Origin of the sequence: Alishewanella jeotgali KCTC 22429 (genome assembly GCF_000245735.1) — a bacterium.
GTDB lineage: Bacteria > Pseudomonadota > Gammaproteobacteria > Enterobacterales > Alteromonadaceae > Alishewanella > Alishewanella jeotgali.
In genome coordinates this window covers 46893-71288 of record NZ_AHTH01000020.1, presented here as the reverse complement: position 1 = coordinate 71288, position 24396 = coordinate 46893, and the positions used below count along the sequence as shown (strand labels likewise).

The 24396-nt window shown below is 50.5% G+C and carries 16 protein-coding genes; 8 read left to right on the top strand and 8 right to left on the bottom strand.

Annotation, left to right across the window (positions count from 1 at the left end; all coding sequences use genetic code 11):
* Positions 1–103 precede the first annotated feature (103 nt).
* Positions 104–892 carry a peptidylprolyl isomerase gene (locus tag AJE_RS07995; RefSeq protein ID WP_008950426.1) on the bottom strand — a complete coding sequence of 263 codons (789 nt, stop codon included), beginning with the start codon at positions 890–892 and terminating at the stop codon, positions 104–106.
* Between the two features lie 186 nt (positions 893–1078).
* On the opposite strand from AJE_RS07995, the gene AJE_RS07990 reads away from it, so the two are divergent.
* On the top strand, positions 1079–2386 hold the full coding sequence (locus AJE_RS07990) for a short-chain fatty acid transporter (protein ID WP_008606309.1): 1308 nt from the start codon (positions 1079–1081) through the stop codon (positions 2384–2386).
* Positions 2387–2445: 59 nt separating this feature from the next.
* Here AJE_RS07990 and AJE_RS18135 read toward each other — a convergent pair whose 3' ends face one another.
* Positions 2446–2619, bottom strand: coding sequence for a DUF3012 domain-containing protein (locus tag AJE_RS18135; protein WP_008950425.1), 174 nt, complete (start codon positions 2617–2619; stop codon positions 2446–2448).
* 243 nt (positions 2620–2862) lie between these two features.
* Here AJE_RS18135 and AJE_RS07985 point away from each other — a divergent pair, with 243 nt between their 5' ends.
* Positions 2863–4515, top strand: a complete 1653-nt coding sequence (locus tag AJE_RS07985) for a coiled-coil domain-containing protein (protein WP_008950424.1) — start codon at positions 2863–2865, stop codon at positions 4513–4515.
* A 37-nt stretch (positions 4516–4552) separates the two neighbouring features.
* On the opposite strand, the gene AJE_RS07980 is transcribed toward AJE_RS07985, so the two are convergent.
* Together AJE_RS07980 and AJE_RS07975 are read right to left on the bottom strand one after the other, a co-directional pair.
* Positions 4553–4999: a methylated-DNA--[protein]-cysteine S-methyltransferase gene (locus AJE_RS07980; RefSeq protein WP_008950423.1), complete on the bottom strand. Its 447-nt coding sequence runs from the start codon at positions 4997–4999 to the stop codon at positions 4553–4555.
* A gap of 10 nt (positions 5000–5009) precedes the next feature.
* Positions 5010–5477 (bottom strand): DNA-3-methyladenine glycosylase family protein, encoded by a 468-nt coding sequence (locus tag AJE_RS07975; RefSeq protein WP_237709326.1) that lies wholly within the window; start codon positions 5475–5477, stop codon positions 5010–5012.
* Between the two features lie 155 nt (positions 5478–5632).
* On the opposite strand from AJE_RS07975, the gene AJE_RS07970 reads away from it, so the two are divergent.
* On the top strand, positions 5633–7000 hold the full coding sequence (locus AJE_RS07970; protein ID WP_008949889.1) for an IS4 family transposase: 1368 nt from the start codon (positions 5633–5635) through the stop codon (positions 6998–7000).
* A 47-nt stretch (positions 7001–7047) separates the two neighbouring features.
* Here the strand turns inward: AJE_RS07970 and AJE_RS07965 are convergent, their stop codons facing one another.
* Positions 7048–7623 carry a porin family protein gene (locus AJE_RS07965; protein WP_008950421.1) on the bottom strand — a complete coding sequence of 192 codons (576 nt, stop codon included), beginning with the start codon at positions 7621–7623 and terminating at the stop codon, positions 7048–7050.
* 237 nt (positions 7624–7860) lie between these two features.
* On the opposite strand from AJE_RS07965, the gene AJE_RS07960 reads away from it, so the two are divergent.
* Both AJE_RS07960 and AJE_RS07955 read left to right on the top strand, forming a co-directional pair.
* Complete coding sequence (locus AJE_RS07960) at positions 7861–10281, top strand: alpha/beta hydrolase family protein (protein ID WP_008950420.1); 2421 nt, start codon at positions 7861–7863, stop codon at positions 10279–10281.
* A 200-nt stretch (positions 10282–10481) separates the two neighbouring features.
* Positions 10482–10718, top strand: coding sequence for a hypothetical protein (locus AJE_RS07955; RefSeq protein WP_008950419.1), 237 nt, complete (start codon positions 10482–10484; stop codon positions 10716–10718).
* Between the two features lie 257 nt (positions 10719–10975).
* Here the strand turns inward: AJE_RS07955 and AJE_RS07950 are convergent, their stop codons facing one another.
* Both AJE_RS07950 and malQ read right to left on the bottom strand, forming a co-directional pair.
* On the bottom strand, positions 10976–12877 hold the full coding sequence (locus AJE_RS07950) for a glycoside hydrolase family 13 protein (protein ID WP_237709325.1): 1902 nt from the start codon (positions 12875–12877) through the stop codon (positions 10976–10978).
* A gap of 111 nt (positions 12878–12988) precedes the next feature.
* Entirely contained in the window at positions 12989–15127 is a 2139-nt protein-coding gene (gene malQ / locus AJE_RS07945) for a 4-alpha-glucanotransferase (RefSeq protein ID WP_008950417.1), read from the bottom strand.
* A gap of 373 nt (positions 15128–15500) precedes the next feature.
* On the opposite strand from malQ, the gene AJE_RS07940 reads away from it, so the two are divergent.
* Positions 15501–18206, top strand: a complete 2706-nt coding sequence (locus AJE_RS07940; protein WP_039928301.1) for a TonB-dependent receptor — start codon at positions 15501–15503, stop codon at positions 18204–18206.
* 71 nt (positions 18207–18277) lie between these two features.
* Complete coding sequence (locus AJE_RS07935; protein ID WP_008950415.1) at positions 18278–19777, top strand: tryptophan halogenase family protein; 1500 nt, start codon at positions 18278–18280, stop codon at positions 19775–19777.
* A gap of 44 nt (positions 19778–19821) precedes the next feature.
* Here AJE_RS07935 and AJE_RS07930 read toward each other — a convergent pair whose 3' ends face one another.
* The gene (locus AJE_RS07930) at positions 19822–21243 is read right to left on the bottom strand and encodes a hypothetical protein (protein ID WP_008950414.1); all 1422 of its coding nucleotides are present in this window, start codon (positions 21241–21243) and stop codon (positions 19822–19824) included.
* 274 nt (positions 21244–21517) lie between these two features.
* On the opposite strand from AJE_RS07930, the gene AJE_RS07925 reads away from it, so the two are divergent.
* Positions 21518–24370 (top strand): TonB-dependent receptor, encoded by a 2853-nt coding sequence (locus AJE_RS07925; RefSeq protein WP_008950413.1) that lies wholly within the window; start codon positions 21518–21520, stop codon positions 24368–24370.
* Positions 24371–24396 lie beyond the last annotated feature (26 nt).

Here is a 24396-nt window from a genome sequence, read left to right as displayed (position 1 = left end):
GTGCAGCTCGATCTATCGGGGTGAGTTCGAGCTGTCTGAGAGTGGATCGCGCCAACATATCGCAGCACCTACGGCAGTCGGGGGACTGACTGCCGCAATAGTTTTACCGGCGGTTTTGACGGCGGACCAGAGCCAGCGGTAACAGCAGTAATACTAACCAGTGCATACTGCCAGAGCTTTTCTTCTCTTCTTCCTCTTCGGGTGGTAATACTGTAGCTTCATTCGGGGCAGGTGATAAACCGGCAGCCGTATTCGGGCGGGCATCGACAATCACGACACTTTCAATCATCACCAGATTATCGGTTGTCACCGTTTTACCGGCCGCGGCATCCGCTGCCGTGTAATCGCGAAGCGGGATGCTGGTCGCGGCACCGCCCATATTAAAGCGTTTTAACTTGGCAATTTCATCCAGAATTTCCAATCCTTGCTCTGAGATCTGACCAAACACAGTGAAACCACCGTTTTGTGCATCTAACTGAGCATTACCGGCATGGTTGTCTTTCAAATTAAAAAACCACTGACTGGTGGCACTGTCTGGCTGGCCGTCCAGTTTGGCCATGGCAATAGTGCCACGACGGTTGGACCACTTTTTCTCGTTCTTCACCGCGGCAAAGGTAGGAATAGCCTTTAATGGCAATTCACCGGGATAGTACAGACCACCACCCTGCACCACAAAGTCAGGCACCATACGATGGATCACCGAGTTGTGATAGCGTTCCTGTTCGACATATTTTAAAAAATTCGCTACCGTTTCCGGCGTGGTTTCATCGAACAAGTTGACCTCAAAGGTGCCTAACGAGGTTTTAAATTGTACTATGGTCGCTTGTGTGTAAAAGGGCAGCAGACTACTCACTAAAAGTGCCGCACCGGCAAACATCTTGGTAAATTGCATTGTTGTATCCGTTTCTGAGCCAGAGCACCAAGCATACTGCAAATCGCCCTCTTGAAGCCAGCCAAAAAACCGCCAATATCATGGCCAGCAGCTCCTAACAGCAGGATAGAGTCAATTGCGAATTGGCATGAGCTAACTAAATGCTTTAAGGTAAAGCACATCTATCCAGCGATAAGCGAGCCCCCTATGCTAAATACTGCGGCTAAACCCTTTGTAAAACTGGTCGAACGCTATCTGCCCGACCCCTATATTTTTGTGTTGCTGTTAACCCTGGTGGTGTTTGCTGCCGCCATGTTGTTTGAACAACAAAGCCCGCTGGCGGTTGTGACGCAGTGGGGCGATGGCTTTTGGGGCCTGCTCAGCTTCTCGATGCAGATGTTGCTGGTGCTGGTAGCAGGTTATATGCTGGCCAGTACGCCACTGGTCACCGGCTTACTGAATCATCTGGCCGCGCTGGCGAAAAGTCCGGGCCAGGCCATTATACTGGTGACACTGATTTCACTACTGGCCAGCTGGTTGAACTGGGGCTTTGGTTTGGTGGTGGGCGCCTTATTTGCCAAAGCTCTGGCACGACAGATTCAGGTCGATTACCGCTTGCTGGTAGCCAGTGCCTATTCTGGCTTTATTGTCTGGCATGGCGGCCTGGCCGGCTCAGTGCCGCTGACCATTGCCACACCGGGGCACTTTAGCGAAAACCTGATTGGTCTGATTCCAACGACTGACACCATCTTTGCCAGTTTTAATCTGCTGCTGCTCGCTATCCTGTTTATCGCGGTGCCGCTGGTTAACCGCTTAATGCTACCCAAAGCCGCTGACAGCATCTATGTCGACCCGGCTAAATTGCAGGATCAACCGGCACCGGCCGGCAGTAATGAGCGGCCGGCCGATAAACTGGAAAACAGTATGCTGCTGGCATTGTTAGTGGGATTTGCCGGTATCGCCTATCTGGTGCAGTATTTTGTCAAAGGTGGCAGTTTAAACCTGAATATCGTCAACTATTTGTTTATCTTTCTGGCCATAGTGCTACACGGCACGCCGCGGCGGTTACTGCACAGCCTGCAACAGGCGATCCAGGGTGGTGCCGGTATTGTGATCCAATTCCCGTTTTATGCCGGCATTATGGCAGTAATGATTCAATCAGGGCTGGCGCAGAGTATGTCGGAGTGGTTTGTCAGTTTCGCCAGTGCCCAGAGTTTACCGTTCTGGAGTTTTATCAGTGCCGGTATCGTCAATATCTTTGTACCGTCCGGTGGCGGCCAATGGGCGGTGCAGGCACCGGTAATGCTGCCTGCGGCATTAGAGCTGGGCGCCGATGTCAATCGGGTCGCGATGGCCGTGGCCTGGGGTGATGCCTGGACCAATATGATTCAGCCATTTTGGGCGCTGCCTGTATTGGCAATTGCCGGGTTAAAAGCGAAGGACATTATGGGCTTTTGTCTGCTGCAGCTGCTGATCAGTGGTGTCATTATCAGCTTAGTGCTGACCTTTGCCTGAATATAGCTTTGCGCTTGAACTATAGAGCCAACAGTCAATAGCTGTTGGCTCTGCGAGCTTTATTCTTCCGTTTTAAATAAACAGTGTTTAGCAAAATCTTTCGCTTCGTTGGCCGTCCAGTCGCCTTTCGGCTTGGCTTCCATGGCTTTACACCACTTTTTTGATCCGACTTCCGGGGCGCAACCCGCTAACAACAGGCCAGTTAACGCCACTAACGCCAATACCTTTTTCATGTTTTCCTCCTAATATCGGCCACTGCCGCTGTTCTATCATAACGAACTTTAAAGCATAACCGAAGCCCGGCTGGAGTCACTGACAGCATCCCGATTGAAGAGCGCAACAGGCGAGGCAAAACAGGAGGTTCGGCATTTTTACCCCGAATAGAAAAGTGCCAGAACTAGCACAAAATGTCTATTTCCGTTTAAGTTAAAAATAAGTATGCTGAGCCTCCATTTTGTAAAAAACCAGAGGAAAACATGGCAAATTACAATGAAGTAAAAACAGCCTGTGAACAATTACAACAAAGCGGTCAACCGATCACTCTGGAGCGCCTTATTAAACAAATCGGTGGCAGCCGCACCAGCATTATGGTGCACTTTGATCAGTGGTGTAGTAAAAATAATTATCAACCCCCTGCCGATCATGAGGACAAAGCCGCGAAAGGTGGCCTGGGCCTGAGCGCACTCTCTTCGCTGTCAGAAAAAGTACCGGGTTCTTTATCAAAATTATTACAACTTGGGAAACGCCAGCAGGTTGAGAAAGATCAGCCAGAACAGCATAGCGGCGCAGATAGCAACACAGAAGACCCACAATTGCAGCAAGCGCTGCATGAGCTGGCGACAGAGGAGCAAACTCCAACCGTTGCTGAGGTAACGGCTGCGGTAACCGAAACACCCGAAGAGACAGCTCATGAGCCAGAAACTGTTAGTCTGAACAATACAGCAACAGAGACTGCGGCGATGGTGGCGGCAGAATCAGCGCCAACTGTTATAGCAGCGCCAATGCCGGTAACAGAGCTTAATGCCGAGCAACTGGCCGAGCACGAACAACAGTATGCGGAATTGCAACAGCAGCTCAATCAGCTAAGACAGCAAATTCAGGAACAAAATGCTGACAACAGTGACCTGCATCAACAATTTACTGATGCACAAAAGTTAGCAACCCAACGCCAGAAAGCACTGAATGAGTTACAGCAAAACCTGAATCAGCACCAGGCCGATATCAGTCAATTAAAACAACAGTTGCATCAGCTGGAACAACAGAAAACCACGGCTCATGAGGCCGCCAGAGCGGCAACTGAGCAACTGGAGATCCTGACCCAGAAGTTTGACAGCCTGCAGCTTGCCTATAATGAGCTGCACTCCTCATCCAGCTCAAAACAATCTGAGCATGTAACGCAACTGGAGCAACGGCTGGAGCAGATGCAACAGGAGTTGTCGCAGCAGAAACAACAGGTTGCCTTGCTGGAGCAGCAATTACAAAAGGCCGAGCAGGCCTATGACAATCAGCAGAAAAAGCTGCAACAGGAACAGGAAGACGCGGCAAAACAACTGGCAGCCTTTAGCCAGGCGCAGGCACAACTGGCCGAGCAGGAGCAGCAACTGGTTAAACTGCAGCAGGCTCAGGAACATTATCTTGAACAGCTGAAAGAAGCGAAAGAAGTGATAGAAGAGCAAGCCGAGCAAATTGCCAACCAAACCCGGCAGCTTGAATCACTGACTGCCCAATTACCAGAGATGCGCTCTGAACATGAATTTGAAGCACAAGAGCAGGAGTTACAGCGTCTAAGAGCTCAGTTACAAGTTTATGAAAGCAAGCTGGCTCACTTACGCGATGCTAATGTGATGCTAAAAGAGCAAAGTGAAGTTACCGCCGCCAATATCGCCAGACAACGCGAAACTATTAAACTGCAACGAGATGAGTCGCAGCAGCTGCGGGAAGCGCAACAACAGGCGCTACTGGAAAAGTCGCAGATTCAACAGCAGCTTATCAAGCTGGAAGAACAATTAAGCTTTGTTAAAGACAATAGCAGTTCGACCATTGAGCGTTTAACCTTCTCCAACAAACAGGCGCAGTTAAAAATTGCCGCCCTGGAGCAGCAACTCAAAAATGCAGGGGTAGAAGCCTAGCCCTGATCCAACTGGCGGCAGCGGTAGCTGCCGCCCATCATTGCTCGTGCGCCAGTAACCAGGCTTTTTTATCCAGCCCGCCGGCATAGCCGGTCAAAGTACCGTTAGCACCAATCACCCGATGACAGGGCACAATAATCGCCAGCGGGTTTTTACTGTTGGCCAGTCCTACCGCCCGCACACCTTTTGGATTCGCAATAGCGATAGCGATATCACGATAGCTGGCGGTGCGACCATAGGGTACTCCGGTCAGGGCGCGCCAGACCTGCTGCTGAAAGGCGGTGCCGCTTGCGGCCAGCGGTAAATCAAATTCGGTCAGTTCTTTGCCAAAATAGGCAGCCAGTTGCGTTTTGGCCGCCAGCAGCAGCGGTTGCTCACTGCAAGCTTGTGTCGCCGCAGCACAAAAGCTGACAGCAGTAAGACCTTGCTCGTTAGCCGCAATTTCAATCAGCCCCAATGGACTGTGCAGATAGTTGTAATACATTCTCACTCTCCTAATCAGCCAGCGGCGGTTTTGCCAGCGACTGCCACAACTGCAGGGTTAAATAACTACGCCAGGGCCGGCCGCTCTCTGCGGTTAACGCCAGCTCAGTTTGCTGCAGGGCGTTCTTAATACCGGCATCACCGGCCAGCCAGATATCCGGATCGCCCAAACCGCGCATCCGGGCGTACTGGCAGGTCCAGGGGCCAATACCTTTTAGCTGTTGCCAGCGGTCGATATTATCCGGCTCGGTATCATGCAGCATATGTTCACTAAAGCGACGCAAGGTATCCCGTCGCGCCTGTGGCATTTTCAAAAAACCTAATTCACTAGCCGCGATTGCTTGCGCAGTAGGAAAGAAGCGCGGCGCCTCCACCAGAGTAGCCGCCACGCCACAGGGTGCACCCAGCTGCTTTACCAGCGTATTTAATAGCTGCCGGGCGGCCTGCACGCTAACTTGCTGCCCTAGAATTGCCCGCACTCCAGCTTCAAAAGGGCTCCATAAGCCGGGTAAGCGCAGGCCCTGGCAATAGCCTGTCTCTTATACACAAATCCCCCGGTTTTTACTGGGGGATTTTTTGAACTCTCCGCACGCTTTCCGATCAGATCTTTCACTTAATCTAAAGGTGAATACTGATGAACAATGCACAATGGGCAAAAAGTACTTTTGGTCAGGCCGACTTAGGGGATCCCCGCCGAACCACACGTCTGGTAAAGTTAGCGGAAACCTTAGCAAACGATCCAGGAAAGCCATTCGTGTCTATTACACAATCCCCCGCCGATATGGAAGGCGCTTATCGTTTTATCCGTAATGAGCACGTCAATGCTGACGCGATAGCAAAAGCAGGCTATCTGGTCACAGCAGCGCAAGCCGCCAAACATAATTTATTACTGGCTTTAGAGGATACCACTGCCATCACTTACAGCCATCGTTCCGTGCGAGATGAGCTTGGTCATGTCAATCAAGGAAATAACTATCGGGGCATACTTGCGCACAGCGTTTTGTTATTCGCTCCTGAGCAACAAGAGCTTGTTGGATTAATTGAACAATCCCGCTGGACACGGGATATCAGCACGCGCGGAAAGAAACATGTGCGAACACAAACACCTTATGAAGAGAAAGAAAGCTTCAAGTGGCAGTCTGCTTCGGTCAATCTATCGGCACGATTAGGCGCTAAAATGGCCGATGTGATATCCGTCTGCGACCGCGAAGCTGATATCTATGAGTACTTGCAGTATAAGCTCTCAAAGCAACATCGCTTCGTGGTTCGTTCCATGCAGAGTCGCCATATTGAGCAGTCTGAACAGAAGCTCTACGACTATGCTGCAGGTCTTGAAAGCGCCGGACAAAAGCAAATCCATATAGCGCAAAAAGGTGGACGTAAAGCACGTACAGCAACAGTAGACATTGTCTTTGCGCCAGTCACGTTGCAAGTGCCGGCAAATAAGCGTGGCGAATCACTATCGCTTTATTATGTCGGGTGCGAAGAGCGAGCCGATGACAAAAACGCGTTAAATTGGCATTTGCTGACTACCGAACCAGTCCAGAGCAAAGCAGATGCACTGAACATCATCCGTTATTACGAGCATCGCTGGTTAGTAGAAGAATATCACAAAGCCTGGAAAACGGATGGTACAGATATTGAGAATGCCCGCTTACAAAGTAAAGATAACATTGAGCGGCTTGTGACCATCAGCGCCTTTATTGCTGTAAGAATAGTGCAGCTGAAGTTTGCGCGCGAACAACCAGACGAGATAAGTTGTGAACAGGTGCTGTCGCCAAAAGCCTGGAAATTGTTATGGATAAAACGGGTCAGCAGGACCTTACCTGACACCGTCCCCTCGATGAAGTGGGCTTATACCGAGCTTGCAAAGCTCGGTGGGTGGAAAGATACAAAACAAACCGGCAAGGCCTCGGTCAAGGTATTGTGGCAAGGATGGTTCAAACTACAAACCATCCTTGAAGGTTATGACCTAGCAAAGTCTCTTGAGGCTGACTTGTGATCAAGAGACAGGGCAGTTGACCGGGGTTTGTTTTTTATGGCGCTTAATCAGAACTGGTAATTAATACCCAGGCTCAGATTATTGGCTTTTAACTTGTAGCTTTCACTGCCGTCACGGAAGCGCTCCTGCGGTAGCTGTAAATATTCCAGGGTCGCGGTGAGTCTGGGGGTAAATTTCAGACCAGCGCCGACGCCCCAGGCAAAGCCATCCAGCGTCTCGCTATCGGTAAAACGAAAACCCTCGTCCTGCACCTCATATTTAAATTTACTGGCACCATAACCGGCTAAACCGTACAGCGATAAGCTATTGGAAAACGGTACGCCGGCCTTTAACAGCAGCATACTTTGTTGGTCAACGGTCAGTTCCTCCAGATAACCCGGCTCGCGGTAACGCTCGCCTTTGACACCGGTACCAAAGCGTACCTCAGCAGCGACGTAAGGATTAAACTGGTAGCCAGCCAGCACAGATAAGGTGGTAAAGTCGAAGGAAATACTCTCACTACTGTCCCTTTCTTTTAGCTTAGTGGCGCTGACCTGGCCACCGACATAGAACGGCGAATCCATAGCCAGAGCTGGTGCAGCCAGAGCGCTGATCACGAAAAGCGCGATAAAGGGTTTTAACATAACAGCGTCCTCTTAGTTGGGGTAACGCTATCGATACTGCAGCCCGCCCGCTGAATTGCACCTTAATAGCGCTGAGCCTTTGCGTTATGTTCGCTACGACAATGTAACAACTTGTAACTCGCAGCGCAGTCTTGCTGGCGCTTATCTCAGTTTTTCTCAACATGGTCGAAAGCAAGCTGGTATTGCCGGCAAAAGCTGTTATAACAAAGGGCTAACAAAAAGACAGGGAATCCAACAATGAAGATGTTCCTTCGCGCTGCGTTACTGGGTAGCTTGCTCAGTTGCAGTCAACTGGCACTGGCAACGGCTGTGGATATTGGCTATCAGCAGCCGGTAAAAGAGATTGTAGCTATCGTTGATGCGGCACCGGCACCGGGGGCGATGTTAAGCCCAAATGGCAAGCTGATGCTAAGTACCGGTTTTGCCGCCTTACCGGGTATTGCCGATCTGGCGGCACCGGAATACCGGCTGGCTGGCGTAAGGTTTAATCCGGCGAATAATGGTCCGTCACAACCACGCTATGTCTCGTCATTACAATTGATCGAGTTGGATACGCAGCAGACAAAAACGATCAAAGGCTTGCCGAAGGATCTGAAAGCGGTCAATCTGAATTTCTCCCCCGACAGCCGTTATCTGGCTTTTATTCAACTGGAAGATAACGAAGCCCAACTGTGGCAGGTGGATCTGCAAAAACTGCGGGCCAGCCGCTGGAGCAATATCCGGTTAAATGCCATCTGGGGGGGCTCGCTGCAATGGACTGCTGATAGCAAAGCGATTTTTGCCGCCAGTATTCCGGCCAAACGGGGTGCTGAACCGGTGCAAAGCAAGGTGCCAACTGGCCCGGTGATTACCGAAGCCCGTGGCCGCACTGCACCAGCCCGTACCTATCAGGACTTATTAAAAAACAAACATGATGAAGCCCTGTTTAGCTACTACTTTACCAGTCAGCTGGTAAAAGTCGGCCTGAACAATAAGGTGACTACCCTGGGCAAGCCACAACTGCTGCGTGGTGCCGAGTTATCGCCGGACAATAACTTTATTCTGGTCAGCCGTATTGAGCAGCCGTTTTCCTATGCGGTACCGGTATCGCGCTTTGCTTATACCACCGAGGTGTGGGACGCCAGCGGCAAGCTGCAATATCAGGTGGTGCAGCAACCGGTAGCCGATAATTTACCGATAGCCTTTGACGCGGTTATCACTGGCCGGCGCAGTGTAGGCTGGCGCCCGGATCAGGCGGCAACACTTTACTGGGCTGAAGCGGCGGATGGTGGCGATCCGGCGAATAAAGTGACAGTACGGGATCAGCTGTTCCAACTGGCTGCACCTTTTAACGCCGAGCCAGAAAAGCTGTTGGATTTAAGCTTCCGTTTCTCCTACCTGTTAGCGGCCGCCGATGGCAGCCTGTTGGTCTGGGAGCGTTGGTGGCAGGATCGCAATGAAAAAGTCTGGTATCTGGATCCGGCGCAGCAAGCCCGGGTATTCTGGGAGCGCTCCTCTGAAGATCGTTATAATGATCCGGGCAGTCCGTTATTAACCACGGCCGCTAACGGCCAGCGCTTGTTGCGGGTAGCGGATGGCGCTATTTATTTAACGGGCGTAGGCGCGTCACCAGAGGGTAACAGACCCTTTATCGATCAACGTCAGCTGGCTACTGGCGAAACCCGCCGTTTATGGCGTTCGGAAGCGCCTTTCTACGAGTTCCCTTATACGCTGTTACCATCAGGCAAGCTGTTAACCCAGCGTGAGGCGCCGGATCTGCCGCCGGATTTCTACCTGCGCGATCTCAGCAGCGGTGAACTGACAGCCCTGACCAAAACACCGCACCCGATGCCGCATACCCAGGGTATTAGCCGTGAGCTGATTAATTATCAGCGTGCTGATGGTATTCCGATGTCGGCGACACTGCTGCTACCTGCCGGCTACGATAAAGCCCGCGATGGCGCACTGCCGACCGTGATTTGGGCTTATCCGCGCGAGTTCCGCAGTGCTGACGCTGCCGGTCAGGTTAGTGATTCGCCGTACCGTTTTAACCGCATCAGTTACTGGACACCGCAGTTCCTGGCAACTCAGGGCTATGCGGTATTGGATAATGCCACCATGCCGATCGTTGGCGAAGGGACGCAGGAGCCGAATGATAGCTTTATCGAGCAACTGATCTTAAATGCGGAAGCGGCGATTGCTGCAGGTGTAGAGCGCGGCGTAACAGACCCGAACCGGGTGGCGATTGGCGGTCATTCTTATGGTGCCTTTATGACAGCAAATCTACTGGCGCACTCCAATTTGTTTAAAGCCGGTATTGCCCGCAGCGGCGCCTACAACCGTAGCTTAACGCCGTTCGGTTTCCAGATGGAGCAGCGTACCCTGTGGGATGATCCGGAGTTATATGTGCGGATGTCGCCGTTCTTCCATGCCGAAAAAATTAAGACACCCATACTGCTGATCCATGGTAGTGATGATAATAACGCCGGCACTTTCCCCATGCAGAGCGAGCGCTTATATCAGGCGATTAAAGGCAACGGCGGCACCACCCGCTTAGTGATGTTGCCACTGGAATCACACGGCTACCGCGCCCGTGAGTCTGTGCTACATATGCTGTGGGAAACCACGGCCTGGCTGGATGAGTTTGTGAAAAACGCTAAGGCCGATACTGCCAAGTAAGTTGTGTTGCAATAAAGTTAATCTATAATAAAAAGCGCTGCTAAACCCAGCGCTTTTTCTTTTGCTGCGACTAGGACACGAGATCTGCGCAAAAGCGCGAACAGAGATTTCCGACATTGTTTTAGCGCCTCGTCGCTGCTCATAAGTGAGGTGTTTGGTACTGAGTTTATCAACGCTGCGAGGCTTAATAAGGAGAGAGCATGCGGCCATATATCCCCATGATATTACTACTGCTATTTTTTGGCGGACTTGGATTATGGAATATTTTCGATAAGCTAAATACTGGTCAGGTGCTGATTAGTGTTGACTATTTAATCCCGGCAATTTTGCCGTTGGGCTTATTGTATAGTGGTCTGATATTCGCGCTTGCTAAGCTCGCAGACCGCTATCGGAAAATAGGCCAGCCATCATCGCAACATAAAAAGAATGACAATTGATCTGTTATTACAGCTGAGTTTTACATCAGTGGGAGCTGGTTTTGGCTATAAGTTTGCTTGTGCGCTGCAGAACAAAGAGCCTAAACCAGACGAAAATAAGCAGGCTCTTTACTGCGGTATCATTACCTGGTTGATCGGTTTGGTATTCCATTACCTCAATCTGTAGACAACACAAATGCGTTCTTTCAATCATGCAGTGCTCTGCATAAAGTGCGCACTTTTCAGAGCGGGTCAAAAACGCAGATCTTGTCTGGCCGTTAGTTAGCAACCAGTACAGCGCCCCATTTGGCTGGAATCGTTAGTTGCATGGTATCGCCATTGTGGCTGATTGCTAGTTGGCTTAGCGCATCCTGCCAGTTGGCCTGTGCTTTTGGTAGGGTGATCTGCTGTGGCTGCTCGCTATTGTTTAACAGTACCCGTACCCGTTGTTGTTGGTAACGGCGCTCAAAGCCATACAGCTCGCGCTGGTCATCGACCAACAGGGTCTGATAATCCCCCAGTCGCAAAGCCGGCAGTTGCTGGCGCAGTTGAATCAATTGCCGGTAATGCTGCTGTAACTGACGATTTACCGTAACCTTGTCAGCAGGCCGTAAACTCCCATCCGGGTTAGTGATTTCGTCTTCGTAACGAATATCGTCCCAGATCATTGGCTTACGATCATCAGGGTCGTTAGCGCCCCACATCCCGACTTCATCGCCATAGTAGACCATCGGTGCCCCGACATAGGTCATTTGAAAAATAACAAACAGCTTTTGTAACCGCAGTTCCTCAGCGTTAGGTTTGCGCACCTGATACGCTGGATTCTGGCTGACTTGTGACAACTGAAAATAGGTGCCCCAGTCGCGGAAGTTACCGATGCCACGGTTCACAATATGGGAGCCAATCCGGTTCGAATCGTGACTGCCAAATAAATTCTGGGTGACGTAAGCCACGCCCTTGGGGTACAGCGCGCGCATTTCAGCCAGCTTGGCGTCAAATTCGCTTGCCTTAATCCGTTGTGGCGCCGGGTTAAACATAAACTCAGCGGCGGTGAAGGCAAAGTTATAGTTCATTTCACCGTCAAACTCATCGCCCTGAAAATAAGGTTTTACCAACTCCGGCGGCATCACCAGTTCGGCAGTGATGTAGGCGTCAGGGTTCAGTGTTTTGACATGCTGCCGCCAGTCTTTCCAAAAGCCATGGGCGACACAGAAAGCGACATCTAATCGCCAGCCATCAATACCGAACTCGCGGCCCTGACCTTTCGGATTCATCCAGCGCGCAGTGGCGGCAAATACATAATCCCGTGGCCCGGCAACCAGACCCTGGGCATCCTCTTTAAACTCGGGTAATGACGCGACACCAAACCAGCCCTCATACCGGAATTCACTACCGGTTTTTTCATCACGAAAGCTGTGTACGGTAAACCAGTCTTTGTAGGGCGATTGCTGCTGATGCTGTTGCAGATGCTGAAAGGCAAAACTGTTAATGCCCATATGGTTAAACACACCATCAAAAATAACCCGGATACCACGTTGCTTCGCTTGTTTGATCAGTTCCAGCGCCAGTTCATCGGCTTTGGTCCAGACCCAGGTGCTGGGGTCTAATGGATTCTCGGTGGCAATCAGTGCCCGGTCACCCGCCGGATCCGGACCGAAATTTGGGTCGATATGGTGAAAGCTGGCCGCATCGTATTTATGCAGTGAGGGAGCAGTAAAAACCGGGTTTAAATAGATCGCATTGAAACCCATATCTTGAATATAGTCGAGCTTGTCAATCACCCCCTGCAGATCGCCACCGTAGCGGCGGCGTAACAGATGTCGCCATAATTCAGGTTCACCGTTGGCCACTTCGTAGGGCTGGCGTTTGTACCAGTCGCTGCCCCATGGATGGATCTGCCAGACTTTAGGTGGCTCAGCCGGATCGGCACCGGCAATATCCCCTACCGTCGGGTTATTGCTGGGATCACCATCGCGAAAGCGCTCCGGAAACACCTGATACCAAACCGCACTTTTTGCCCAGTCTGGCACGAATTCACCTTGTTCGTTTAACGCGATCGGGCCTCTGGGAGTAGCATCGGATGTTTGCGGGCAGTAAGCCTGAGCGGGTTGCGGATAACACAAGATAATGCCAGTGACGGCGCTTGCCAGCATTAGAGCCAGGGATTTTCTTAACATCATGTTCTCTCATTTATTGTTAGAAAAACGCCACCGTTTTGGGTGGCGTGGCGTTCTGCTGGCCGCTGCACGATAGCATTAAGCCCGCGTTTAATTTCAACCTGCTGTGAGCGCTTAACTGCGCGCCTGCTTAATTTCTTGCATCAGCTGCAGTACCTTGTTATCGCTCAGAATCGTCTCGATATTCTGCGGTAACTTGCGCTGCCAGTTCGCATATTCAGTGCTGGTACCCGGTATATTGACCGGCGTTTCCAGCAATACCAGGTCTTCCAACTGATAGGCGAATAAGCGTGCCGGCGTCGCTGCGGTATACAGATGACAGGCACGAACCAGCGTTGCCGCATCCGGCTGCGCAATGCCGAGCTGCTGTTGCAGGATCTGCTTTTCGCTCTCTCTTAGCTGGTGCAGGCTGTCGGCCACGGCTGGGCTGGGGAATAAATCCAATTGATGACGTAGCGCTAAGTCCAGTTCCTGCCAGAAGCCGACCAGCGTAGGCATATCGTGTGTGGTAACTGTTGCCAGTGCCTGCGGTGGATAGGTCAGATCCCGGTGTTGATAGCTGCCAGCCTTTTGCTCCAGCATAAATACCCGGTAAGACAGTACCTGATAATGCTGCATCAGTTCACTGATTTCCGCTGGTACCGTGCCCAAATCTTCCCCAATCACGACGCAGTGATTACGCTGGCTTTCCAGTGCCAAAATGGCAAACAACTCCTGCGCCGGCATCCGCAAATAACAGCCGGCTGTGGCATCGGCGCCGAGCGGGCAACACCAAAGCCGCAATAATGCCATCACATGGTCCAGCCGTAAGGCGCCGGCATAGCGCATATTAGCGCGGATCAGTTCAATAAAGGGTTGAAAGGCTTTTTGCTGCAGCGTCACCGGGTTGTAAGCTAATAGCCCCCAGTTCTGGCCTTTTGGCGCCATAATATCCGGCGGTGCACCGACACTTAAATCCAGCAAGAAGTCATCCGGCGCACCCCAGCTCTCGGCGCTGCTACGGCTGGTGCCTACAGCGACATCACAGTATAAACCAATGGCCATACCTTGTTTGCGGCACTCGGCTTTCACCTCTGCCAGCTGCAGCTGTGCTAACCACTGTAAATACAGCTGCTGTTCGATAGCGCTGGCATGTTGTTTGGCAATGGCCGCAACGGCGGGGCTATGCGGGTTTTGCAGTTCTGGCGGAAATTGCTGCCAGGCGGCGGTTTGCAGATCTTGCCAGAACAATTGGCCCTGTAGTACCGAGAATACGGCCCACTGATACAGACTCACGCCGGCCTCTGCTACGAAAACCTGAAACGCCTTGGCCCTTTCACTTTGCTGCGCCAGTTCATGTTGCTGAAAATGCTGAAACAGTAAGGTCGCGACCTGCTGCTTTAAGGCGGCAACGGCCGGATAATCAACATTCGCCGTGGCGCGACAGGCGGCGAGCTGCTGCTGAAAATCGGCACTGGCGACTAGCTGTTGTGCTGCGGTACAGGCGTGATAATCCGAGGTTTCATCCAGCGCGACATAAAGCGTGTTTAACCATAAACGGCTGCTGGGGCTGTACGGGCTGCAATCCTGTGGCAGCATCGGATAGAGCGCATGCAAGGGGTTTAAGCCGATAAAATCGTTACCTGCCGCTGCTAATGGGGCAACCATAGCTTTGAGGTCAGCAAAGTCACCCATACCCCAGTTGCGGGCAGAGCGCACCGCGTACAGCTGTACGGCTGGGCCCATAGTTTTATGCAGGATGGCGCTGTCATGCAGCTGAAAACAGCGGGCCGGCGTCACAATCAGTTGTTGGCTCAGAGTCTGCTTACCATCTTTTAGCGTCAACTGATGGTAGCCGAGCGGTAAGTCCAGCTGAAACGGCAAATTAAAAGCTAGCATCGCAACGTCATTGATTTCGGCGCGTTCCGCAATATCTTTGGCCTGCAGTAATAACTCACCGCTTAACACTTCACCATCTTCCAGCGTGATCTGCCACTGCCAATGACTATTCGCGGCAGACGCGGCTAACTGTAACCTCACCGTAAAAGCTTGCTGCTGTTCAGCTACCGTGACCGGCGGTATTGCTTGTTGCCAAGCTGAATGTTGCAGCTTATGGATCTGAGCTGTAATGAGTTGCGGATCACTCAAATCGAAACCCATAGCTTGTAAAATGGCTTCCTGGGTTTCAGGCGCAATATGTTCCTGATGACCATTCGCATGAATATAGCTGTCTTGCAAGCCAGCAAGGCTGGCAAGCTGTTTAAGTTGTTCCATATACCACCTGTCGAGAGGGTGTGGTGTTTACGACAAGCATAAACAGCGCTGCCTGAATAAGAAACATCCTGCATACGTATGCAGTTGCTCAGAGCGCCATACTTTATCTTCCACTGTTGTTTTTCGCGATACTTTTGCTCTCAACTCTGCGTCAAGCTTGGGTGTCGCTATCTGTCTGGTGCACAACAATAGTGCAGCTTTCCAGCACTTGCACTCTGCTTGTGCGTCTTTTGCACTATGAATACGTATTCATATTGAGGTCACGCCCGAATAAGTTTAATAAATGAGCATGGCGAAACCACAGCTGACAGATTTCAGTCAGACTTTCGGTTTAGCAGCAGTAAAACAACAACACACCGGGGTAGGTAGGAATATGAATAAGTTTAAACTCAGTATGCTGACATTAGCATTGGCAGCGGCTGGAAGTAGCTCGATGGCGCTCGCGCAACAGGAGAATACCCAAGCACAGCAAGCACAAGAAGAAGCCGTTGAGGTGATTGCTGTCAGAGGTTTCCGTCGTAGCTTACAAGAATCGCAAAACATTAAGATGTTTAACAGTTCTATTGTTGAAGCGGTTTCTGCAGAAGATATTGGTAAGTTACCAGATGTGAGTATCGCTGAGTCACTGGCGCGTTTACCTGGGTTGACAGCACAACGTCTTAACGGCCGCAGTCAGGTCATCAGTATTCGCGGTTTAGCACCGGATTTTTCTACCGCATTATTAAATGGCCGCGAGCAAGTCAGCTCAGGTGATAACCGCGGCGTAGAGTTCGACCAGTATCCTTCTGAGTTACTGAGTGGTGTTGTTGTTTATAAAACGCCTGACGCAGGCTTAATTGGTCAGGGCCTTGCTGGTACTGCCGATATGCGTTTGGTTAGCCCGCTGGCACACGGCGAGCGTACTGTGGCAGTGAACGCCCGTTATGAATGGAGCCAAATCAGTGCGTTGAATGCCGGTGCTGACGATAACGGTAAGCGTTTCAGTATTTCTTATATCGATCAATTTGCGGATAACACTATCGGTGTGGCGCTAGGTTTTGCCACCATTTCTAATCCAATGCAAATTGAGCGATTTGAAGCTTGGGGATACGCCGACACGGCTGAAGGTAACAAAGTAATTGGCGGTGCTAAGTTATACGCCAATTCAAATTTACTGGAGCGTGACGGTTTTATCGGTGTCTTTGAATACAAACCTAACGATAATTTTAGTAGTACAGTAGATTTGTACTACTCAAAATTTGACGAAACACAGCGCACCAGTTTTATCGAATTACCTTTGTTCTGGGGCGGTGCTCCATTAGTTAACCCGACGGTGGAAAATGGTCTTGTCACCTCGGGTGGTTACACTGGTGTTAAGGGTATCGTCCGTAACCATGGTAACTTCCGCGAGGCTGATTTGTTTTCTGTCGGTTGGAAAACCGAATTCAAATTATCAGATAGCTGGGACGCGACTTTAGATCTGAGCCATTCCTCTCTCGATCGTACAGATTTGATTTTAGAGTCTGACGCGGGCACCGGGCCAGCCGGTTCAGGCGCACTGGATAATTTATCATTTGCGATGGGTAAGCGCGGTCCGGTCTTTAACTCAACCCTGAATTATGCCGATCCGAATTTGATTCGCCTGACCAGTCCACAAGGCTGGGGCGGCGATATTATTCCTGGTGGCCAGTTAGGTTATTACAATTCACCATCTATTACCGATGATCTTAATCAGGTACGTTTAAGTGCCCGTACTATGCTGGAAAGCGAGAATTTCGATTCGCTGGAAGTGGGTTTAAACTACAGTAACCGCGAAAAAGATAAAAAAGCTGATGAATTCTTTCTGGCATTGCCGGGTGGAGCCTTATCTGCACCAATTCCTAACATCGCCGGTACCACCAGTTTAGCGGCATTCGGGATCCCAGGCATGGTCAGCTATGATCCGCGACAGTTGATCGACAGCGGTGCTCTGGTGCGGGTACGCAATCCTAACGCCGATGTGCTGATTAAGGATTGGAATGTTGCGGAAGACGTGGTGACAGGATATGTGAAGCTGGGTATTAATAGCCGTGTCGGCGATATTCCGGTAACAGGTAATGTCGGTACCCAGATTGTCCACACTGATCAATCATCTTATGCTTTAGCGGCTTCAGGTACAGGCATTAATGTATCTTCATTCCGGATTGATGGTGGCGATAAGTACTGGGAAGTATTACCAAGCCTGAACCTGAACTTTGAAGTGGGCACAGGTAAATACGTGCGGGTTGGTTTAGCTCGTACTATGGCCCGGGCCCGGATGGACCAACTGCGCGCCAGCCAGGACTATAGTTTTAACCCAGCACTGAATAACGCCCAGGCGAGACCGGAGCAAAACTCACCTTGGAGCGCCTCTGGTGGTAACCCAACGTTACGGCCGTGGATTGCCAATGCAGTTGATGTGTCTTATGAACAGTACTTTGATGATAGCAAAGGCTACATGGCTATCGCGGCTTTCTACAAAGATTTGGAAAGTTATATTTATGACCAACAGGTGATCCAGGACTTTACCGGCTTCCCATCTGGTGGTGAAGTACCGGTAATTAACCAAGGTCTTGCCACAACGCCACAAAACGGCAAGGGAGGTCGTATTAATGGCCTGGAATTTACCTTGTCTGCCAGCGGTGCGATGATTATGCCACAGCTGGAAAGCTTCGGTGCCATTCTGACCGGTTCCTGGACCGACAGCAGCATTCAGTCTAATCCGAATGATCCTGCTACGCCGCTGCCAGGTTTATCTAAACGGGTAGCGAACCTGACGTTCTATTATGAGAACGATGGCTTCTCTGCCCGGGTCAGCAGCCGTTACCGTTCTGACTTCCTCGGCGAAATCTCAGGTTTCGGTAATGGTCGTGACCTGCGGATGATTGAAGCTGAGACCGTTGTCGATGCACAAATCAGCTATAGCTTCTCGGGTCGTTATGAAGGCTTAACTCTGTTATTGCAAGCAAACAACCTGACGGATGAGCCATTCGTGCGGGTAGAAGGTGATGACAGCCGTCGCGTTATCGAGTATCAGCGTTATGGTCGCTCTTATATGGCTGGTTTGTCCTATAAGTTCTAATTACACCTGACGTAAGTAGAGGCCCCTGTTACTATCGCCGATAGACAGGGGCCTTTTTGTTTGGAGGAAAGGTGAATAATACACATTTAAACGCCGTGCGCCGGGTATTGATTGTCGGTGGCGGTACTGCAGGCTGGATGACGGCGGCGATGCTGGCACGGATCCTGGGTGAACAAATTGAATTGCGGCTGGTGGAGTCTGATGCCATAGGCACTGTCGGCGTCGGCGAAGCGACTATCCCGGCAATTCAGCATTTTAATGCTGCCTTAGGCATTAATGAGGCCGAGTTCCTACGCGAAACCAAAGGCAGTATTAAGCTGGGCATTCAGTTTGAGAACTGGGGCGGTTTAGGTGAGAGTTATATGCATGCCTTTGGTCCGGTTGGTCGCCAGTTGGGCATGGCGTCCTTCCATCATTTCTGGTTGGCGGCGCGAGCCAAGGGCGAACAGAGTAGCTTTTGGGATTATTCCCTGAATTATCAGGCGGCGAAAGCCGGTAAGTTTAGCCCGCAGTCGCAGTTGCCTGGTTCGCCGCTACCTGGGTTGCAATATGCTTATCATTTCGATGCCGGGCTTTATGCGGCCTTTTTACGCCGCTACAGTGAGCAACGTGGCGTAACACGGGTTGAGGGTTTAATTGCTCACGTTGAGCAACAACCGTCTGGCGACATTGCTACAGTGGTGCTGACAGACGGTCGGGTCTTAGCGGCAGATTTGTTTATCGATTGTTCTGGCTTAAGAGCTTTGCTGATTGAGCAAACACTGGCTGCCGGTTATGACAACTGGCAACACTGGCTACCCTGCGACAGTGCGTTGGCGGTGCCCTCGGAAGCGCGCTATCCGATAGTACCATACACCCGCTCTATTGCGCATGGCGGTGGTTGGCAATGGCGGATCCCACTGCAACACCGCACCGGTAATGGCCTAGTCTATAGCAGCCGCTTTTTAGCAGATGAACAAGCCAAGCAGATCCTGCTCGGCAACCTCGATGCACCTGCCCTGGCCGAACCCCGCAAGATCAGTTTTGTGACTGGCCGGCGCAAACAGCAATGGCGGCGTAACTGTGTGGCGATTGGCCTGTCCAGTGGTTTTCTGGAGCCGTTGGAATCAACCAGTATTCATCTGATTCAGAGTGCCGTAGTGCGACTGGTGCAGTGTTTTCCTGCAACCAGAGATATGGCGGCGCTCAGTGCAGAGTTTAATCGCCAGTCACAGCACGAGTTTGAAGCTATCCGCGATTTTATTATTCTGCATTACCACTTAAATCAGCGTACCGACCACCCGCTTTGGCAATACTGTCGCGAAATGACTTTGCCCGCGGGGTTGGCGCAGCGGTTAGAGTTGTTCCAGCAGAGTGGTCAGGTATTTCGACAGCAGGATGAGTTATTTACCGAAGTCGCTTGGCAGCAGGTGATGTTGGGGCAAAATTTATTGCCTGTTAGCTACCACCCGCTGGCTAATAGTCTGAGCTACGAACAATTACAGGGTTTCTTTACTGATTTACGGCAAGTGATCACGAAAACGGTTACTGCGATGCCAACCCATCAGAATTTGCTACAACAACTGGGTTAAAGTAGCGCCCCTTTTAAGTCGGTGTCACACTGCTTAAAGGGGCTCTAATTCTGCCTTTGTTCGGCGTTATGCCACAAATTCTGATGCTCCGGAACGCTAAAGAAATTATCGGGCTGCCAACATTTAGGTACTAGCTTGCTCAAATACTTTTCTTCCCCGTCCTGGTATAACATATTTAAAAGCTCTTTCAGGCGCTGCTCGGGTAGGGTTTTTAAATGATCGCGGGCGGGCTTAAAGTACAGGTTAAGCTCGGGACTTAAACTAATATTATAGCCAGTATTACGATACTGCTGGTTGCGGCTGACCACCCTGCATCCCGGTTGCTCGGGTTTTTCAGGATATAAACTGTTTACGATAGCAAACTCATATTTTAATAAGGGTTTGCCATCATCACCCATAGGGGTGAAAACCACACCATAGCCTTGCGGAAACAAGCCGACAATCCGAAATAGGATATCAACCAGCAAGCTATGATAGTCGCCGCGATGGGCAGCTTCCCGCATCAATAAAGCGGCTCTTGGTAAGCTGTCATAATTGTATCTGCTGCGCCCAGGCATCACTATTGAGGTATAGGCTTGAGGCACCTTTAACAAGCCTCCTAAAGGTGTATTAGGTTTGGCTGTGACAAGTTTGTGTATTTGCTGCTGCAGGAACTGTTCAGTCTGTAGATGCTGCTCGCGTTGTTCCTTAGTGCCTCGGGTAAAGGGCTGCATACCTAGGCCCTGTTGCAGCAATTGGACACTCCCCTGAAGGGTCAATGCCAGATAAACCTCGCGCTCTGCAGCACTCAAAGCTTTATCAGAGTTGGATATCGTCTGGTCTTGTTTCAGCAAACGTTGCGCATCAGGGTCGAGTTGGCCGAAGTGCTGTATGACGGTGGCCATGATCAACGGCAGCTGTAATTTCTGGCGGTATGGACAAGACTCAGGAGCAGAGGTATCTCGCTGACTAAACCACAGCAGCCAGTTAGGATCTTTTAAGATCTGTTGTTCCAGTAAGTGCTCGAGTAATCGTAAGGTTAGGAGTGCCCGGTAAAGCGGTTTATAGGCATATTCCAGTAACAAAGCCTTGCGTATATTGCTGCCAGAAGTAATAAGTAACCCACCCAAAAGACGGGCGCTGAGCATCTGGCTTTCTGCCGCAGAGCTTCCTTCGCAAAGCTGCAGTAATGCTTCCGCTACCTGACGTAGACTCTGCCAACGTGCGAGGCGCTGCTTTTCATCGGCATATTGCAGGTCCATAAAAATCTTGCGGCTGTGTTGTAATTGTTCGGGTTTAGCATTGGCCTGCTGCGCCTGTTGCCAGCTTTTTTCGGCGAGAGCCAGCTGTTGTTGTCTGCTTTGCCGCTCCTGAAAAAAGTCTACCGCTTGTGCATAAAAACAAGATTGTTGCGAACTGTATAAAAAAGCTAGTAGCTGTTCCAGATTTCGCACAAACACAGATTTTTTTGGTAAGGCTTGCTTCAACCTTTAGCTCCGTCGCATAAATTCTTGGCGCTCAAGATACCACTGCCGCCTGCTAGGGCAAAGGGATACCGCTGTCATTTTTTTATGCCGGATGCTGTCGGCATGACCATGGCTGGACTAGGGCAGACCCTTGGATGCTTAACATCATTATGAATACGTATTCATATTGCGCAATTCTGTAAACCGGTCAATAACTAAACAGAACAAAAATAGCAGCAGCGTCCGGTTCCGGTAGCGCTAACTGTTCTATAACAACAAAGACGGGGAAGAAGGTATGGCAAGGTACAGACTAAGCCTGCTGTCGGTGGCTATGCTGACGGCGGGCATTGGTTCTTTGGCTCAGGCGCAACAAGCGGCGCCAGCGCCAGTAGAGCAAACTACCGAAGAACAGGTCGAAGTAATACAGGTGCGTGGTTTCGCACAGAGTTTATTTCGATCGCTCGATAGCAAAAGATTTAGTGATGTGGTCTCAGAAACCATCTCCGCAGATGACCTCGGAGCTTTGCCCGATGTATCCATTGCAGATGCCTTGACCCGCTTACCAGGGATTTCAGCGGTACGCACTGGCGGTCAGGCGGCAGAAATTAATATTCGCGGTATGTCCGGCGGTTTTGTGTTCTCGACACTGAATGGGCGGGAACAGGTTTCGACCAGCGGTAAACGTAATATTGAATTTGATCAGTATCCATCTGAGCTGATTTCCTCGGCTGCGGTATACAAGTCGCCGAAAGCCTCGTTAATTGAGGGGGGCGTCGCCGGTACTGTTGAACTACAGACTGCGCGAGTTCTCAGCAACCAACAAGAACACACCTTTACCGCAAATTTACGGGGTATGATGAATGACCGTGCCAACGAAGTGCCGGATGGTAAAGAGCATGGGCACCGTTTTAGTTTGTCTTATCAAGGCAAATTTCTGGACGATACGCTGGGGCTGGCATTGGGATATGCCCGTCTTTATCAACCGAGCGTAGCAACCCAATTTATTGGTTTGGCTTATAACGTGAGTCGGGACCTAAATCAGGACAACAGACCGGAATATATCAGCGAAGGTTTTGAAATTCAGCACCTGGGCGGTGAAGAGACCCGCAATGGCTATCTTGGCTCTTTACAGTGGCAGCCACATGACGCGTTCAGCTTAACCGGTGATGTATTTATTTCGAAGTTTGATAAAGAAGCTTTTGCCCGTGGCTTCCGGGTAAAATTTGAAGGTGCTACGGCGAATATCAGCAACCCAATTTATAACGGCTCCTCGTTGATTGGCGGTAATATCAGCCGCACCCGCAATGGTTTTACCCGGGTTGAAGTGGTGAACGATGATAACCGTGACTCAGATGAAGTCCATAGTTACGGTCTGAAAGCCGACTGGGATATCAATGACCGGGTTAATTTGGTGTTTGATGTTTCACACTCGCGGGCAAGCAGTGACTTCCGTAATGGCTTGCTCTGGTCGTTAGTCGCTCAAGACGCTACGGTTGCGAACCCGGTACTGGATCCGAATGTTGCAATTAACTATCAGTTAAATGGGTTGAATTTACCGGCTATCGGTTTAAGTCAGGCGGCTGCTTTTAGCGATATTAATCGGCTAATGGTAAGCAAATATGGCATTTACCCTTATTTAAATACCGACGAAGTGAACGCCGCCAAGCTGGATTTAAGTTTTGACCTGGAATTACCGATAATTCGTTCGATTGAAGTCGGGGCGCGCTATTCAGCGCGGCGCTACTCAAATGACCGCTCGGTATTTGAATACGGCAGTGACGGCATGTTCTTAACCGGCCAGCCACCACTGCGCCTGACGCAGGATATGGTGAAAAAGGTCGACTTTAAGGGGAAATTTTCCAGCTATCCAAGTTATCTTGCCATTGATTTGGATAAGGCCCTGGCAGCCTGGTTTCCGCAAGGGATACCTCAGCCAGTGCAAACCTGGGGCGCAGGTAATCCGGATGTGATCAACCGTGATCCTAACTCTACCGCCAATACAGCCTGGTCAGTATTAGAAAGTGGGAGGGTTTATGAGGATGTACTTGCCAGCTATCTGATGGCGAATCTGGACACTGAATTATTCGGCTTGCCATTATCTGGTAATATCGGGGTGCGGCGGGTGACCACTGATCAAAGTGCGACAAACCTCTCAGATGTAGGTGGTGATCCGCTGCGTGGCGCCCAAAATATCCCTGATCAGGCTGGACTTATCAATACACGCTATGCAGCCAGTATTGTCGGCGACAAATATACTAAACACCTGCCTAGTTTAAACCTGAATCTGGCACTAACTGATGAATGGCAACTGCGTTTTGCCAGTGCGAAGGTGATCTCGCGGCCACCAATTAATCGGCTGGCGTCGGTAACCTCTTTTAATATCAGCGATACCGGGGAAATTACCGGGAATAGCTCCAATAGTCCTTTCCTACGGCCGTTTGAAGCCAACCAATACGACCTGTCACTGGAATATTATTTTGGCAGTGGTGCTTTGGCAGCCGCACTCTTTTATAAAGATATTAAGTCCTTTATTCAGGATGATGTGCTGCCAAATTTTGATTTTAAGGCTGCCGGCTTTCCGGTGCCGGATTTTATTATTCCGGACCCTGAATCAGGTGTGCCAGTAGCGACCCGTAATGGTTCTCTATTTACTGCAGTAAACAATAGCGCCGGAGGTTATATCCGGGGGGCGGAGATTGCATGGACTCAGGTATTCAAATCGCTACCTGGTGCGTTTTCTGGTTTAGGAGCACAGCTCAGTTATTCCTATACCGAAAGTGAAGTTTCACTGATTAACAGCCTGGGTGGCGAGCCGATTGAAAGCAGCTTTGAAGGTTTGTCGAAGAATGTCGTTAATGCCACTCTGTTCTGGGAATACCAAGGCATTGATACCCGGATTAATGCGCGTTACCGCTCGCCATTCGTGTCGAGTCAGGTTGGCATCAATGAACAAATTACCAACTTTGACAGTGAGCTGGTGGTCGATTTTCAGTTTGGCTACCAGTTTAACGACAACCTGAAAATGCTGTTCCAGGTGAATAACCTGACGGACGAGCCAACCAAGAGCTATTTTGGCCAGCAGGCGATGACCGGTACTTTGCAATTTTTCGGTCGGCAGTACTTCTTAGGTGCAGTGTACTCATTTTAACGTAGCAAGCTGGCTAGCTTGCTACT

Bases quoted from the DNA above. Each gene is read 5' to 3' on its own strand.
- AJE_RS07965 (WP_008950421.1), bottom strand. From the start codon at position 7,623: ATGTTAAAACCCTTTATCGCGCTTTTCGTGATCAGCGCTCTGGCTGCA.
- AJE_RS07950 (WP_237709325.1), bottom strand. From the start codon at position 12,877: ATGATGTTAAGAAAATCCCTGGCTCTAATGCTGGCAAGCGCCGTCACT.
- AJE_RS07985 (WP_008950424.1), top strand. From the start codon at position 2,863: ATGGCAAATTACAATGAAGTAAAAACAGCCTGTGAACAATTACAACAA.
- AJE_RS07995 (WP_008950426.1), bottom strand. From the start codon at position 892: ATGCAATTTACCAAGATGTTTGCCGGTGCGGCACTTTTAGTGAGTAGT.
- AJE_RS07925 (WP_008950413.1), top strand. From the start codon at position 21,518: ATGGCAAGGTACAGACTAAGCCTGCTGTCGGTGGCTATGCTGACGGCG.
- AJE_RS07970 (WP_008949889.1), top strand. From the start codon at position 5,633: ATGAACAATGCACAATGGGCAAAAAGTACTTTTGGTCAGGCCGACTTA.
- AJE_RS18135 (WP_008950425.1), bottom strand. From the start codon at position 2,619: ATGAAAAAGGTATTGGCGTTAGTGGCGTTAACTGGCCTGTTGTTAGCG.
- AJE_RS07960 (WP_008950420.1), top strand. From the start codon at position 7,861: ATGAAGATGTTCCTTCGCGCTGCGTTACTGGGTAGCTTGCTCAGTTGC.
- AJE_RS07990 (WP_008606309.1), top strand. From the start codon at position 1,079: ATGCTAAATACTGCGGCTAAACCCTTTGTAAAACTGGTCGAACGCTAT.
- AJE_RS07980 (WP_008950423.1), bottom strand. From the start codon at position 4,999: ATGTATTACAACTATCTGCACAGTCCATTGGGGCTGATTGAAATTGCG.
- AJE_RS07955 (WP_008950419.1), top strand. From the start codon at position 10,482: ATGCGGCCATATATCCCCATGATATTACTACTGCTATTTTTTGGCGGA.
- malQ (WP_008950417.1), bottom strand. From the start codon at position 15,127: ATGGAACAACTTAAACAGCTTGCCAGCCTTGCTGGCTTGCAAGACAGC.
- AJE_RS07940 (WP_039928301.1), top strand. From the start codon at position 15,501: ATGAATAAGTTTAAACTCAGTATGCTGACATTAGCATTGGCAGCGGCT.